The following is a 12,961-nucleotide window of genomic DNA, read 5'->3' on the forward strand; positions in this document are numbered from 1 at the left end:
GTGGCCGCGCCCGGCCCTAATCCCACAGCCCCGCCAGCGCATAGGCCAGGGCGGCGATGGCGGATGCGGCGGGGATGGTGACCACCCAGGCCACGACGATGGTGCCGGCGACGCCCCACCGCACGGCGGAGGCGCGCCGGGCCGTGCCGACGCCGATGATCGCGCCCGTGATGGTGTGGGTGGTGGACACCGGGACGCCCAGCCAGGTCGCCAGGAACAGTGTGATCGCGCCGCCCGTCTCGGCGCAGAAGCCCTGCATCGGCGTCAGCCGGGTGATCTTCGACCCCATGGTGCGCACGATGCGCCAGCCGCCGAACAGGGTGCCGAGGCCCATGGCGCCCTGGCAGGACAGCACCACCCAGAAGGGCACGTGGAAGCCGCCCTCCAGCAGGCCCTGCGAGTAGAGCAGGACCGCGATGATCCCCATGGTCTTCTGCGCGTCGTTGCCGCCATGGCCCAGCGAGTAGAGCGAGGCCGAGACGAATTGCAGCCGGCGGAAGGTGGTGTCCACGACGAAGGGCGTCTGCCGGACGAAGACCCAGGACACGACGAGCACGAGCAGGAGCGCCAGCACCAGGCCGAGCAGCGGCGAGAGCACGATGGCCGCCAGCGTCGTGCCGAGGCCCGACCAGAGGATGACGCCAAGCCCCGCCTTCGCCGTGCCCGCGCCCAGGATGCCGCCGACCAGCGCATGCGAGCTGGAGGACGGGATGCCCAGCGCCCAGGTCACCAGGTTCCAGGTGATCGCCCCGGTGAGCGCCCCGAAGATCACGCGCGGGTCGATGATGCTGGCATCCACGATGCCGCGCCCGATGGTGTCCGCCACGTGCAGGCCGAAGAACAGGAAGGCGATGAAATTGAAGAACGCCGCCCAGAGCACCGCATATTGCGGCCGCAGCACCCGGGTCGAGACGATGGTGGCGATGGAATTGGCCGCATCATGCAGGCCGTTGAGGAAGTCGAACAGCAGCGCCACGGCCACCAGGCCGTAGAGCAGCGGCAGGGAAAGGGCGGCGTCCATGCCGGGCGCGACCTAGACGTGCTCGACCACGATGGTCTCGATTTCCTCCGCCGCGTCGTCGAAGCGATCTACGACCTTCTCGAGCAGGTCGAAGACCTCGCGCGCCGCGATGAACCGCAGCGCATCCTCCGGCCGGGATCGCCGGAACAACTCCATCACCCCGGCGTCGTGCACGTCGTCCGCCTCGCCCTCCACCGCCCGGATCTGCTCGCAGAGGGCGCCGATCCGCCCGGCATTCGAACCGATGTTGGCGAGCAGGGGCACGACCTCCCGCAGCAGGCCGGCGCATCGCAGGATCGCCTCGCCCATCCGCTGGTAGTCGGGCTCGAACTCGGTCATCTCGAACAGGATGATGGCCTTGGCCGCCTTCTTCATCTGGTCGACGGTGTCGTCCATGCGGCCGATCAGCGCCTGGATGTCGCCGCGGTCGAAGGGGGTGACGAAGGTCCGGCGGACCGCCTGCACCACCTCCCGCGTCACCGCATCGGCATCGTCCTCGGCCGCCAGGACGCCCGGGAAATGCCGGCGCACCGCGTCGCCGCCGTTCAGCATGCCGCGCAACTCGGTCGCGCCGCGCACCACCGCATCGGCATGGCGGGCATACATGTCGAAGAACCGCTCCTCGCGCGGCAGCAGGCGGCGGAACCAACGCATGCGGTCCTGTCCTTTCCAGGGCGGCCAGGCCCAGGTCACCCGGGCCGCGTCGCCGGGCCAGCCCGCCCATAGGCCTGAACGCGCATCACAGAAAGTCCGGGCATCCCCGCCGTTCCGGCCGACACCCCCGCATCCCGCATCCGTGCCCTGGATCCATGCCCTGGACCCGTGCCCGGGGCCGGCGTGCCGTGGCCGGAAGCGCCTTCCGCCGGGCCGCGACGCATCCGTTCCAGGCACAGGCCAGGTCGGCGAGACCCCTGCCCCGCGTCGCCTCGTCGGGACGCCGGCCCCCTGCCGGCCGGGCGCGCCTCGCCGCCCGGTCAGGCGGCGCGCCGCCCCGTGTCCCTGCCCGCAGCGGCCAGCGATGCCGCGGCCCGGCCGGGGCGGCTTGCCGCTCCTCCCGGTCGCTGCGTATCGTCCTCATCAAGCTGCGTGCCGGGGACGACTGGCCTCGCGCGGCAGCGTGCAGAATGCCGCGCGAGGCCGGCCGGGGCGGCGTTCCCGCCGCCCCGCGCGGGTACAGGAGACGTCCCATGCCCCGCCTCGGCTTCGGTGCCTTCCTCGCCCCGCATCATCCGGTCGGCGAGAACCCCCTGCTGCAATTCCGCCGCGACATCGACCTGGTCGAGCATCTCGACAAGCTCGGCTACGACGAATTCTGGTGCGGCGAGCACCATTCGAGCGGCTGGGAGATGATCGCCTCGCCTGAGATGTTCCTCGCCGCCGCCGGGGAGCGGACGAAGCGCATCAAGCTCGCCACCGGCGTGGTCTCCCTGCCCTACCACCATCCGTTCAACGTCGCGCAGCGGATGGTGCAGCTCGACTGGATGACCGGCGGGCGGGCGATCTTCGGCTCCGGCCCGGGTGCGCTGGCCTCGGACGCCCATACGCTCGGCATCGATCCCATGCTGCTGCGGGACCGCCAGGACGAGGCGATCGGCATCATCCGCCGCCTGTTCCGGGGCGAGCGCATCACCTACCGCAGCGACTGGTTCAACCTGAACGACGCCGCGCTGCAGCTCCTGCCGCTGCAGGAGGAGATGCCCTTCGCGGTGGCGTCGCAGATCAGTCCTTCCGGCATGACGCTGGCCGGCAAGCATGGCATCGGCATCATCTCCATCGGCTCGCTGTCGACCGAGGGGCTGAACGCGCTGCCGACGCAATGGGGCTTCGCCGAGGATGCCGCGCGGAAGGCCGGCACCACGGTGGACCGCAGGAACTGGCGCGTCCTGCTGAGCTGGCACATCGCCGAGACCCGGGAGAAGGCGATGGCCGAGGCCCGGGACGGCCTGTTCAGGCACCACAACGAATATGTCACCGGCACGCTGCAACGGCCCGGCGCCAAGCCCTTCCGGACCCCGGACGAGGCGGTGGAGAAGACCGCCTACGGCCCCGGCGCGGTCGCCACCATCGGCACGCCGGACGACCTCATCGCCCGCATCAAGGACGTGCTGGCGCTCAGCGGCGGCTTCGGTACCGTCGTCGGCTTCGTGCATGACTGGGCGAACCCCGAGAACACCTTCCGCAGCTGGGACATGGTGGCGCGCTACGTGGTGCCGGAGATCAACGGCTATCTGCGCAAGCTGCGGGAATCGCGCGAGTTCGTCGCCACCAACCGGGAGTATTTCGACCGCGCGAAGGAAGCCGTCATGGCGAAGATCTCGGAGAATGCCGCGGCTGCCGAGGCGCTGAAGGTCACGCGGTCGCCGATGCTGGCGGCCTCGGGCAGCAACCTGCCGGATTTCGACACGCAGCGCGGCTGACGGCGCGGGGCGCCGCCTTGCCGCAACACCCGAAGCCGGAAGACGGCGCCTGCCCGTGATGCCCGCGGCGACCCGCCATCGCCGTAACGCCCGGGGCGGATGGCCTGCCGCGGCCATGGCGGCTTGCGGCGATGGGCACCATCCGGCGCGGGACCCCGGGCCAGGATCGCCAGCATGGCGATCCCGGCGTGCAGCCTCGCGCCGACCCGCGCCCTGTAAGACCCGCGCCCTGTAAGATTGTCTACCATTTCGCCTGATTTCACACTATCGTGAGGTCCATCAAGAAGCCCCAAGGGTTCTCCGATGGAAGCCACGCATGGCCGGCAGCCGGTCCCGCTGCCGCCTCTCGAATGTCTCGGCCCCTATCACGACGATGGCGATATGGGCCTGTTTCCGCCCGCCAGCCCGCGCATGCCGGTCGCCGGCACGGAGGCCGATGATGAAGGGTGAGCGCAGCCGCCCGCGGCATGAGCGGGGCCTGCCGCTGGCGCGGATGCCGCTGCCGGCCACCCGGACCGCGCCCGACCAGGCGGCCGCCGGTCAGCATCCGGCCGCGTCCTCCCGGCCCGAGCGTCCCATCGGGCAGGTGCCGGCCCCGTCCAGCCAGGCATCGGACCACCTCCCGGCCTGAGCCCTCCAAGTCCCTGGTGACCCGGCATCGCGCCCTGCCGGCGCCCGGATGCAAGGTCGCGGACCGTCGTCCGGGCATGGCCTGCCGTGCCGCACGGCAGAGCCCCGGCCGGGCATGCGCCCGGTCGCGGGCAGCCAGGGCCGGGCCCATGCGCCCGGCACGCCGCCGCGATTGACGCCCGTGCGGCCGGCCGGGCAACAATGGCCCGCCCCGCAGACCGCCCGTCCTGCCCCGGCCGGCATCGATCCGGATGCCCGGCCGGTGCCATCGGAACCCGCCGCCTGGCCGCCCGCCCCGCATCCGCCATCGACCTCAGGCTCCTTCGCCAATTCGTCGCGGTCGCCGAGGAGCTGCATTTCCGCCGGGCCGCGCGCCGGCTGGCGATGTCGCAGCCGCCGCTCACCGCCGCCATCCGGCGGCTGGAAGCCGCGGTCGGCGCGACGCTGCTGGAGCGTGGCAACCGGGGCGTGGCGCTCACCCCCGCCGGCGCGACGCTGCTCGAGGACGCACGGGCCTTGCTCCGGCAGGCGGACCGCGCCGTGCTCGCCGCGCGGGAGGCGGCGGCGGGACGGCTTGGCCTCGTCCGGCTGGGGTATGTCGGCAGTGCCATGTATGGCCGCCTGCCGGCGACGATCCGCGCCTTCCGCCGCACCCATCCCGGGCTGAGGCTGGAACTGCGGGAGGCGACGACCGCAGCGCAGGTGGCGGCGCTGCACGCGGGCGAGCTGGATATCGCCATCGTCATTCCCCCATTCGGCGGCGAGGCCGGCCTGCATCTGCGGCCCTTCGATGCCGACCGGCTGGCCATGGCCCTGCCCGCCGCACACACGCTCGCCGGCCGGACCGGCCTGCGCCTCGGCGACCTCGCGGGGGAGCCCTTCGTGCTCTGGCCGGCGCGCGAGGGCCGCGGCTTCCACGACCGCGTGATCCGGCTCTGTGCCGGCGCCGGCTTCGTGCCGGAGGTGGTGCAGGAGGCGCACGGGATGCACGCCGTGCTTTCGCTGGTGGCGGTGGAAGCGGGCGTGTCGATCGTGCCGTCGGCAATGGCCTCCGTGCGGCCGGCGGAGATCCGCTACCTGCCGCTCGCGGAAGAGGCGGCCGCCTTCGAGCACTTGGCGGCCCGGCGGGAGGCCGGCGCCACGCCGGCCGCGATGGCGCTGTTCGCCGCGCTGGCTGATTGCCGCTGAGTATCGCCGGGGCCGGCAAACGGTATTGGCCGTATCGCCCCGGCCACCTCACCTCTCGGCCATGAGGAGGTGAAGACGCCGCCACAGCCGGGAACGCGGCGAAACCCGGCACGCAGTCCAGCCACGACAGCCCCAGGAGCCGCCAGCATGCACCAGCTTCGCATCTACCAGATCTTCGACCACAACAAGGCCGAGTTCCATGCCCGCTTCCGCGACCATGTCGTCCGCATCATGCGGCGGCACGCCTTCGACATCGCCGGGATGTGGGAGGCGCGCGGCGAGGGCGGACCCGAATTCGTCTATCTGCTCCACTGGCCGGACGAGGCCAGCATGGCGGCACGCTGGGCCGACTTCATGGCCGATGAGGAATGGTCCCGCATCAGGGCCGAGACGACGGCGCGCCACGGCGATCTCGTCGGCCGGATCGAGAACCGCGTGATGTGCCGCACGCCCTACCCGGCCAGCCCCGCCTGACGCGACCGGTACGGTCGCGGGCGGCCAGCCCCGCCCGCGATCCCGGCGTGACGGCGGAGCGCCTGCGGGGCTGGATGCCGCAGCATTGCAGCCTTTCGATGCGGGCCGGCCATGGCCGGCCGCGATGCCGCGGGATGCCGAGGCTCAGCCCTGTCGCAGCGCGGCGGCCGCCTGGGTGGCGATGATCCGTTCCATGCGGGGCACGAGGTCCATGGCGACGAACTCGCCATCCACCAGGGCGACGTTCTCGCCGCGCGCCGCCGCCTCGCGGAAGGCGGCGACATAGCGCCGGGCGCGTGCCACCTCCTCTGCATTCGGCGTGAAGGCGGCATTGACCGGCGCGATCTGGTCCGGGTGGAACACCACCTTGCCGGAAAAGCCGAGTTCCCTTGCCAGCAGGGCATCGGCCCGCGTGCCCTCCACGTCCCGCAACCCGCCGAGATAGGGCGCGTCGAGCGCCTGCGCCCCGACGGCGCCGGCCGCGGCGGTGATGACCTGGCGCGGAAAGTCCAGTGCGCGCGGCGTCAGCGCGCCGCCGGTCGCCAACGTGTAGTCGCCCGGGCCGAAGAAGATCGCCGCCAGGTTGGGCGAGGCATCGGCGATCGCCAGCGCATTCAGGATGCCCCGCGGCGTCTCCAGCGTGGCGATCACCGGCAGGGGCGCTTGGCCGGGCGCCAGCGCCGCGAGGCGCGCGTCGAGGCGCCGCAGCGCCTCCGGCGATTCCACCTTCGGCAGCATCACCGCATCCAGCCCCCCCAGCGGCAGGGCGGCCAGGTCCTGCTCCCAGGCGTCGCTGCCGACGGCGTTGATGCGCACCACGCGCTCCCGCCCGCCGAAATCGAGGTCGCGCAGCGCCGCCGCCACCGCCGCCCGCGCTTCCGCCTTGCGCGATGGCGGCACGCCATCCTCCAGGTCGAAGGCGATGCTGTCGGCCGGCAGCGTCGCGGCCTTGGCCAGCCGGTCCGCCCGATGGCCCGGCGTGATGAGGAGGGAACGCCGCAGGCGCCAGTCGGGCATCGCGCTCAGATCACCTGCGCCGCGGTCAGGCGGGCGATCTCCTCATCCGGCAGCTTCAGCCAGCCGCGATACACCTCGTCGTTATGCGCGCCCATGGCGGGGCCCAGCCATTTCACCGCGCCCGGCGTGTCGGACAGGCGCGGCACCACGTTGGGGATGGCAAGCTCGCCCAGGCGGTCATCCTGCACGCGGGCGATGTTGCCGCGCGCGGCGTATTGCGGGTCCTCGAAGATCTCGGCGATGGAATAGACCGGGCCGCAGGGCACCTGCGCCTCCTCGCACACCGCCAGCACCTCGTCGCGGGTGAAGCGGCCGGTCCAGGCGGCGACGAAGTCGTCCACCGCCGCGCGGTCGGCGTCGCGCTGCTTCACCACGCCCCATTTGCCCTCGCCCGCGGTCTCCGGCACGCCCATCGCCGCGGCCAGGCGGGCGAAGATCTTGTCGGAGGTGCAGGCGATCGCCACCCAGCGCCCGTCCTTCGTAGGGTAATGGCTGTGCGGCACCACGTTCACCGTGCCCGGCCCCATGCGTTCGCGGACATAGCCGCGCGTCTGGTAGGCCGGCGCGATCTCGTCGAGGATGCGGAAGATCGGCTCGTACAGGCCGATATCGATCATCTGCCCGCGCCCGGTGATGTCGCGCGCCCGCAGCGCCATCATCACGCCGAGCGCACCATAGAGCCCCGCGAGATAGTCGGGGATGGTGGCGGAGCCCGGCGTCACCGGCGGCCGGTCCGGATAGCCCGCGAGGTAGGACAGGCCGCCGAAGGCATTGCCGATGCGCCCGAAGCCCGGCCGGCCGCTATAGGGCCCGGTCTGGCCATAGCCGGAGATCCGCACCATGACGAGGCGCGGATTGATCTCCTTCATCACGTCCCAGCCCAGGCCCCAGCGCTCCATCGTGCCGGGCTGGAAATTCTCCACCAGCACATCGGCCTCGGCGCACATGCGCTTCAGGATCGCCGCGCCCTCCGGCTTGCGCAGGTCCAGCGTGGCGAGCTTCTTGTTCCGGCACTCGGACAGCCAGGGCAGCGTCTCCCCGCAGGCATGCACGCTGCCGAATTTCCGCAGCGGGTCGCCCACCACGGGCAATTCCAGCTTGATCACCTCGGCGCCGAATTCGGCCAGCTGGGTGGAACAGAAGGGCCCGGCGAGGAAGGACGAGACATCCACCACCCGCAGGCCCTGCAACGGCATCACCGGGGCGTCGGCGGCGGGCGGCGGCTGGGACGCGTTCTCTGGCATGGGCGATCTCCTCGGGATCGAAGCTTGCGGTGGCCTAATTGGTCCGGTCAAGTCAGCATGCCGGGGTCAGGAGGAAACCACGCCCATGCCATCCCGCCGCGCCCTGCTCGCCGCCGCGCTCGCGGCCGCCCCACCCGCTGCCCGCGCGCAGGACGCGGCGGGGTGGCCCGCCCGCCCGGTGCGGGTGGTGGTCCCCTATGCCGCCGGCGGCGGCACGGACCTGACGACGCGGGCGGTCATGGACGCGGTGGGAACCCGCCTGCAGCGGCCGGCGGTGGTGGAGAACCGGCCCGGCGCCGATGGCGCGATCGGCAGCGAGGCGGTGGCGCGCGCCGCGCCGGACGGCACGACGCTGATCGGCCTGAACCCGACCCATCTGCTGCTGCGCCATACCGCGGCCAGCCTGCCCTACGACCCCGTGGCGGATTTCACGCCGGTCGCGGTCTTCGCGCTCTATGCCTTCGTGCTGCTGGCGGCGGCCGAGGCGCCCTTCCGCGACATCCCCGGGCTGATCGCCGAGGCGCGGCGGCAGCCGGGCGCCATCGCCCATGGCACCGCGGATGTGGCGTCCGGGGTCGTCGGGGCGCGCTTCGCCCGGGCCGCCGGAATCACGCTGAACGAGATCCGCTATGCCGGCGGCGGCGCTTCCACCCGCGACCTGATGGGCGGGCACCTGACGCTGGCCTGGGTCAGCACGGCGACCGCCATGCCGCTGCTCGGCAGCGATCGCGTGCGCATCCTGGCCGTGACCGCCGCCCGGCCCTCGCCCTTCCTGCCCGGCGTGCCGACACTGGCCGAGCTTGGCCTGGGGGAGGCGAATTACGAAGGCTGGTTCGGCCTCTGGGGCCCGGGCCGCATGGCCCCGGCGCTGGTCGAGCGCATCAACGCCGAGGCCCGCGCGGCCGGCGCGACGGAGGCGGTGCAGGCCAGGCTCCGCAGCCTGGCGGTGGAGCCCGTCTCCCTCGACGCCGCGCAGGTGGCGGCGCTGATGCGGGAGGACGATGCGCGCTGGACGCGGGCCGCGGCCGAGGGGCTGCTGCGGCGCGGCGGCTGACGCGCCGTGGCTACTCCGCGGCGTCGGGCAGCGGCGGCACGGCGGGCAGCTTCGGCGGGGCGCAGCCGGTGTCGCAGCACCGGCCCGGCTGGCGGGAGGCGCGCCGCGCCTCATCCGCCAGCACGCCGCGTTCCAGCAGCCGCTCGACCATCGCGGATTTCTCCTCGACCGGATAATGCCGCCAGATCTCGCGCTTCATCGCCTCCGGGCTGCCGCCGCCATGCAGGGAGATGACGGAGTACCAGCCGCCCTGGCTGGAGGCGGTGAGGTCCTCCATCAGCCGCGCGACCTCCAGCCGCTTCGCCGCAGGCACGTCGGGCCGCCCGGCGAGCACCGCGGCGAGGCTCGCCGCCGTCTCCGGGTTGTGGTCCTCCTCCGGCCCCGGCAGGGCGACGATCAGCCCGCCGGAGACATAGTGCGCCAGCCGGTGCATGTCGTAGATCTGCGTCGCCAGCAGCAGCTTGCCGACATTGCTGAACACCGTGTCCGGCATGACGGCGCCCGACGCGTCGCGGGTGCCGTAGACGCTGGCCGCCACGCCGCAGGCGTAGAAGCCTTCGACGATCTTGATCAGGTCCACCATGGCGTCGCGGACATGGCCATGCCGGTCCGGATCCAGCCCGTTCGCCTCGATCATCAGCGCGCCGGTGCCGATCAGCAGGTCGCCGAAGCCGGCGCGGGCCGCGATGCAGGAATGCCGGTGATGCGTCGCATAGCTGGTGGTGACGAAGCCGGCCTCCTCATGCTCCCCGGCCAGGAAGACCCGGTCCCAGGGCACGAAGACGTCGTCGAAGACGACGACCCCGGTGGACTGGCCGAAGCGGGCGCTGAACCGCGCCGCCGGGTCGCCCGGCCGGCCGGCCGGCCGCGCCACGATGGTGACGCCCGGGGCATCCGCGGGCACCGCGCAGCAGACCGCGAACGCCGCCTCCTCCGCCGTCATGGTGCGGCAGGGCATGACCAGGAACTCGTGCATGTACGGCGCGCCGGTGACGATCGCCTTGGTGCCGCGGATGACGATGCCATCGGCCCGGCGCGCGGCGATGTGCACATGGACATCCGGGTTGGCCTGCTTGCCCGGCCGCAGCGACCGGTCGCCCTTCGCATCGGTCATCGCGATGCCCAGCGCCAGGTCGCGCCGCTGCACCTCCTCCAGGTAGGCCAGCAGCCGCGCATGCCGCTCCCCGCCGCCGCGCGCCGCATCCGCCCGGTGCGTGCCCTGGTGCAGGGCATTCAGCGCGTCATGCGCCAGGTAGCGCTGGGCGCAGCCGGATTCGCGGCAGAGCAGCCGCACCGCCTCCAGCTTGGCCAGCAGGTCGTCCGTGCTGCCGTTCACATGCAGCATGCGGTTGGTCGCCCGGCCGCTGCCCGCCTGGGTCGCGGTCATCACCGCGGCGTAGTCCGGCCGCAGCGCGAAATCATAGCTTACGCCCAGGGCATTGATGCCGGGTTCCAGCAGGGGCTCATCCGCCACGCTTTCCACCCGGCGGCCATTCACGAAGACCCGGGGGTTGAGGGCGCGGAGGGAGTCGCGGTACTCGGCGGCGGACATGCTGGCCATGGCGGCCCTCCCCTGCTGGCGCGGCCGATCCAAGAGCACGCCATGGGGGCCGTCAATGGCTCGTCCGGACAACCTGCCACCTCCTCTGCCGCATCCGCCACCCCGACCGGAGCCCCGCCGTGACCCTGGCCCTCGACCGCGCCCGCTCGCTCCTCCTCGTCGTGGACATGCAGGCCAGGCTGCAGCCGGCGATCGCCGCCGGCGACGCCGTGCTGCGGGAGGTGCTGCGGCTAATGCGGGTCGCCCGCACCCTGGCGGTTCCCGTGCTGGCCACCGAGCATTGCGCCGAGGCCATCGGCGATACCCTGGGCGAGGTCGCGACGCTCGCCGACAGGGTGGTGGCGAAGACGCATTTCGACGCCTGCGCCGAGCCGGGCTTCCTGGACGCCCTGCCGCCCGGCCGGCCGGACATCCTGCTCTGCGGCACGGAAGCGCATGTCTGCGTGCTGCAGACGGCGCTGGGGCTGCGGGCCGCGGCGGCAGGGTGCTGGTGGCCCGCGACGCCATCGGCAGCCGGCGGGCCGAGGACGTCGCCGCCGCGCTGGACCGCATGCGGCCGCGCGGGATCGAACCCGTCACGGTGGAGATGGCGGCCTTCGAATGGCTCCGCGACGCGCGCGATCCGCGTTTCCGCGACGTGCTCCGCCTGGTGAAGTAGGACCGGCGGTCAGGCATGTCGGCACGGGACCAGACGACGGAGCGGCAACGGCCGCCGCGATACCGGCAGGTGGCGGAGGCGTTGATGGCGCGGCTGCGCGACGGGACGCACCCGGTCGGCGCCATGCTGCCGACCGAGACGGAACTCTGCGCACGCTACCATGTCTCCCGCCACACGGTGCGGGAGGCGCTGCGGCTGCTGGAGGAGGCGGGGCTGGTCGCCCGCCGCCAGGGCAGCGGCACCACCGTCATCGCGCAGGAATCGCGCGGCCGCTTCGTGCAGGACATCTCCTCCATGGCGGAGCTGCTGCAATACCCGGCCGAGACGCGGCTGACGGTGCTGCGGGCGCGGGAGACGCGGGTCGATGCGGTGGCGGCCGCGAGCCTCGGCCTGCCGGAAGCCGGCACCTGGCTGCGGGTGGAGGGTATCCGCCGCGTCCGGGTGACCGAGGCGCCGATCTGCTGCGTCACCATCCTGCTGCGGCCCGAACATGCCGCGGTGCTGGAGGCGATCGGGGTGGAGAAGGACCCGGTCTATGCGCTGGTGGAGCGGCGCTTCGGCCTGACCGTCACCGGGATCGAGCTGGAGATGTCCGCAGGCGGCGTGCCGCAGGCCGAGGCGGCGCTGCTGGAGGTCGAGCCGGGCTCGCCCGCCCTGGTCATCCGCCGGCGCTACCGCGAGGCGGGCGGGCGGGTCTTCGAGGTCTCCGAGGCGACCCACCCGGCGCCGCGCTTCACCTATCGCGCCACCCTCAGGCGGGAGGCGCGGTGAGCACCTCCTTCGCCGCGATCCGGTCGGCCAGCGCCAGCATGCGGCGGGCGCGCTCGACGATCGGGTAGTCCACGAAGCGGCCATCGACCTGGATGGAGGCGAGGCCCCGCGCCTCGGCCTCGGCGAAGGCGGCCATGATGCGGCGGGCCCGCGCCAGCTCCTCCGCGGGCGGCGAATAGGCCGCATGCGCCGCCGCCACCTGGTCCGGATGGATGCAGAGCCGGCCCTGGAAGCCCAGCGCGGCGCCGCGCGCGCAGGAGGCGCGGTAGGCCTCGGCCTCGCGCAGCTCGATCCAGACCGTGTCGATCGGCGCGTCCAGCCCGGCGGCGCGGCTGGCCAGCACGATGGCGGCGCGCGCCGTCTCCAGCTCGGTCTCCGCCAGGCCCCAGGCGATGCCGAGGTCGAGCGTGTAGTCGCCGGCGCCGAAGGCGAGCCGCCGCACCCGCCCGCCCAGCGCCGCCGCGGCGCGCGCCAGGCCGTCCAGCCGCGCCAGGCCGCGCGCGGTTTCCAGCAGCGGCATGACCTCGATCCCGCCCGGCGGCAGGCCGCGCTCCCGTTCCAGCGCCGAGAGCATCCAGTCCACCGCCAGCAGCTCCCCCGCCTCCTCCAGCTTCGGCAGGACGATGCCGTCGAGGCCCGGGCCGGCGACGGACTGGATGTCCCCGAAGCACCATTCCGTGCCGAAGGCGTTCACCCGGACGAAGGCGCGGCAGGTCCGCGGGCGCTGCAGCCCGGCCCGCACGGCGTCGCGCGCAGCAACCTTGGCGGCGATCGCCACCGCATCCTCGAGGTCGAGGATGGCGGCATCGGCGCCAGCGGTGAGCACCTTCTCCGCCCGCCGCGGATGGTCGCCGGGGGCGAAGAGGAAGCTGCGGTTGGGACCGGCGGGGATCGTCATGGGCACCTCCATGGCCGCCATCTTGTCC

12 protein-coding genes are annotated in these 12,961 nt (G+C 73.0%); 6 read left to right on the plus strand and 6 right to left on the minus strand.

The window, feature by feature from the left end:
- Positions 1 to 16: 16 nt before the first annotated feature.
- Together E2C05_RS06540 and E2C05_RS06545 are read right to left on the minus strand one after the other, a co-directional pair.
- Positions 17 to 1,021 (minus strand): inorganic phosphate transporter, encoded by a 1,005-nt coding sequence (locus E2C05_RS06540; protein ID WP_133218806.1) that lies wholly within the window; start codon positions 1,019 to 1,021, stop codon positions 17 to 19.
- A gap of 12 nt (positions 1,022 to 1,033) precedes the next feature.
- Positions 1,034 to 1,675, minus strand: a complete 642-nt coding sequence (locus E2C05_RS06545; protein WP_133218807.1) for a DUF47 domain-containing protein — start codon at positions 1,673 to 1,675, stop codon at positions 1,034 to 1,036.
- Between the two features lie 533 nt (positions 1,676 to 2,208).
- Between E2C05_RS06545 and E2C05_RS06550 the strand changes: the two genes are divergently transcribed.
- The 3 genes from E2C05_RS06550 (at position 2,209) to E2C05_RS06560 (ending at position 5,730) form a co-directional block, all read left to right on the plus strand.
- On the plus strand, positions 2,209 to 3,438 hold the full coding sequence (locus E2C05_RS06550) for an LLM class flavin-dependent oxidoreductase (protein WP_133218808.1): 1,230 nt from the start codon (positions 2,209 to 2,211) through the stop codon (positions 3,436 to 3,438).
- 936 nt (positions 3,439 to 4,374) lie between these two features.
- Complete coding sequence (locus E2C05_RS06555) at positions 4,375 to 5,256, plus strand: LysR family transcriptional regulator (RefSeq protein ID WP_275670493.1); 882 nt, start codon at positions 4,375 to 4,377, stop codon at positions 5,254 to 5,256.
- A 147-nt stretch (positions 5,257 to 5,403) separates the two neighbouring features.
- A complete protein-coding gene (locus tag E2C05_RS06560) occupies positions 5,404 to 5,730 on the plus strand; it encodes an NIPSNAP family protein (RefSeq protein ID WP_133218810.1) in 327 nt (108 codons plus the stop codon).
- A gap of 144 nt (positions 5,731 to 5,874) precedes the next feature.
- Here E2C05_RS06560 and E2C05_RS06565 read toward each other — a convergent pair whose 3' ends face one another.
- Both E2C05_RS06565 and E2C05_RS06570 read right to left on the minus strand, forming a co-directional pair.
- Positions 5,875 to 6,747 carry an HpcH/HpaI aldolase/citrate lyase family protein gene (locus tag E2C05_RS06565; protein WP_133218811.1) on the minus strand — a complete coding sequence of 291 codons (873 nt, stop codon included), beginning with the start codon at positions 6,745 to 6,747 and terminating at the stop codon, positions 5,875 to 5,877.
- A gap of 5 nt (positions 6,748 to 6,752) precedes the next feature.
- Positions 6,753 to 7,991, minus strand: a complete 1,239-nt coding sequence (locus tag E2C05_RS06570) for a CaiB/BaiF CoA transferase family protein (protein WP_133218812.1) — start codon at positions 7,989 to 7,991, stop codon at positions 6,753 to 6,755.
- Positions 7,992 to 8,076: 85 nt separating this feature from the next.
- Between E2C05_RS06570 and E2C05_RS06575 the strand changes: the two genes are divergently transcribed.
- On the plus strand, positions 8,077 to 9,045 hold the full coding sequence (locus E2C05_RS06575) for a tripartite tricarboxylate transporter substrate binding protein (RefSeq protein WP_158291980.1): 969 nt from the start codon (positions 8,077 to 8,079) through the stop codon (positions 9,043 to 9,045).
- 10 nt (positions 9,046 to 9,055) lie between these two features.
- Here the strand turns inward: E2C05_RS06575 and E2C05_RS06580 are convergent, their stop codons facing one another.
- A complete protein-coding gene (locus E2C05_RS06580; RefSeq protein ID WP_200305260.1) occupies positions 9,056 to 10,606 on the minus strand; it encodes a 4-hydroxyphenylacetate 3-hydroxylase family protein in 1,551 nt (516 codons plus the stop codon).
- 119 nt (positions 10,607 to 10,725) lie between these two features.
- On the opposite strand from E2C05_RS06580, the gene E2C05_RS06585 reads away from it, so the two are divergent.
- The gene (locus tag E2C05_RS06585; protein WP_200305262.1) at positions 10,726 to 11,259 is read left to right on the plus strand and encodes an isochorismatase family protein; all 534 of its coding nucleotides are present in this window, start codon (positions 10,726 to 10,728) and stop codon (positions 11,257 to 11,259) included.
- Between the two features lie 20 nt (positions 11,260 to 11,279).
- Positions 11,280 to 12,035, plus strand: a complete 756-nt coding sequence (locus E2C05_RS06590; RefSeq protein ID WP_133218814.1) for a GntR family transcriptional regulator — start codon at positions 11,280 to 11,282, stop codon at positions 12,033 to 12,035.
- Here E2C05_RS06590 and E2C05_RS06595 read toward each other — a convergent pair.
- Positions 12,016 to 12,945, minus strand: a complete 930-nt coding sequence (locus E2C05_RS06595) for an HpcH/HpaI aldolase/citrate lyase family protein (protein ID WP_205082742.1) — start codon at positions 12,943 to 12,945, stop codon at positions 12,016 to 12,018. The two genes, E2C05_RS06590 and E2C05_RS06595, sit on opposite strands and share 20 nt — an antisense overlap.
- Positions 12,946 to 12,961 lie beyond the last annotated feature (16 nt).

Origin of the sequence: Paracraurococcus ruber (assembly GCF_004353985.1) — a bacterium.
GTDB classification, from domain to species: domain Bacteria; phylum Pseudomonadota; class Alphaproteobacteria; order Acetobacterales; family Acetobacteraceae; genus Paracraurococcus; species Paracraurococcus ruber.

What these genes read in the sequence shown, in the direction of transcription:
- E2C05_RS06540 (WP_133218806.1), bottom strand. Translation starts at nt 1,021, where the DNA reads ATGGACGCCGCCCTTTCCCTGCCGCTGCTCTACGGCCTGGTGGCCGTG.
- E2C05_RS06545 (WP_133218807.1), bottom strand. Translation starts at nt 1,675, where the DNA reads ATGCGTTGGTTCCGCCGCCTGCTGCCGCGCGAGGAGCGGTTCTTCGAC.
- E2C05_RS06550 (WP_133218808.1), top strand. Translation starts at nt 2,209, where the DNA reads ATGCCCCGCCTCGGCTTCGGTGCCTTCCTCGCCCCGCATCATCCGGTC.
- E2C05_RS06560 (WP_133218810.1), top strand. Translation starts at nt 5,404, where the DNA reads ATGCACCAGCTTCGCATCTACCAGATCTTCGACCACAACAAGGCCGAG.
- E2C05_RS06565 (WP_133218811.1), bottom strand. Translation starts at nt 6,747, where the DNA reads ATGCCCGACTGGCGCCTGCGGCGTTCCCTCCTCATCACGCCGGGCCAT.
- E2C05_RS06570 (WP_133218812.1), bottom strand. Translation starts at nt 7,991, where the DNA reads ATGCCAGAGAACGCGTCCCAGCCGCCGCCCGCCGCCGACGCCCCGGTG.
- E2C05_RS06575 (WP_158291980.1), top strand. Translation starts at nt 8,077, where the DNA reads ATGCCATCCCGCCGCGCCCTGCTCGCCGCCGCGCTCGCGGCCGCCCCA.
- E2C05_RS06580 (WP_200305260.1), bottom strand. Translation starts at nt 10,606, where the DNA reads ATGGCCAGCATGTCCGCCGCCGAGTACCGCGACTCCCTCCGCGCCCTC.
- E2C05_RS06590 (WP_133218814.1), top strand. Translation starts at nt 11,280, where the DNA reads ATGTCGGCACGGGACCAGACGACGGAGCGGCAACGGCCGCCGCGATAC.
- E2C05_RS06595 (WP_205082742.1), bottom strand. Translation starts at nt 12,945, where the DNA reads ATGGAGGTGCCCATGACGATCCCCGCCGGTCCCAACCGCAGCTTCCTC.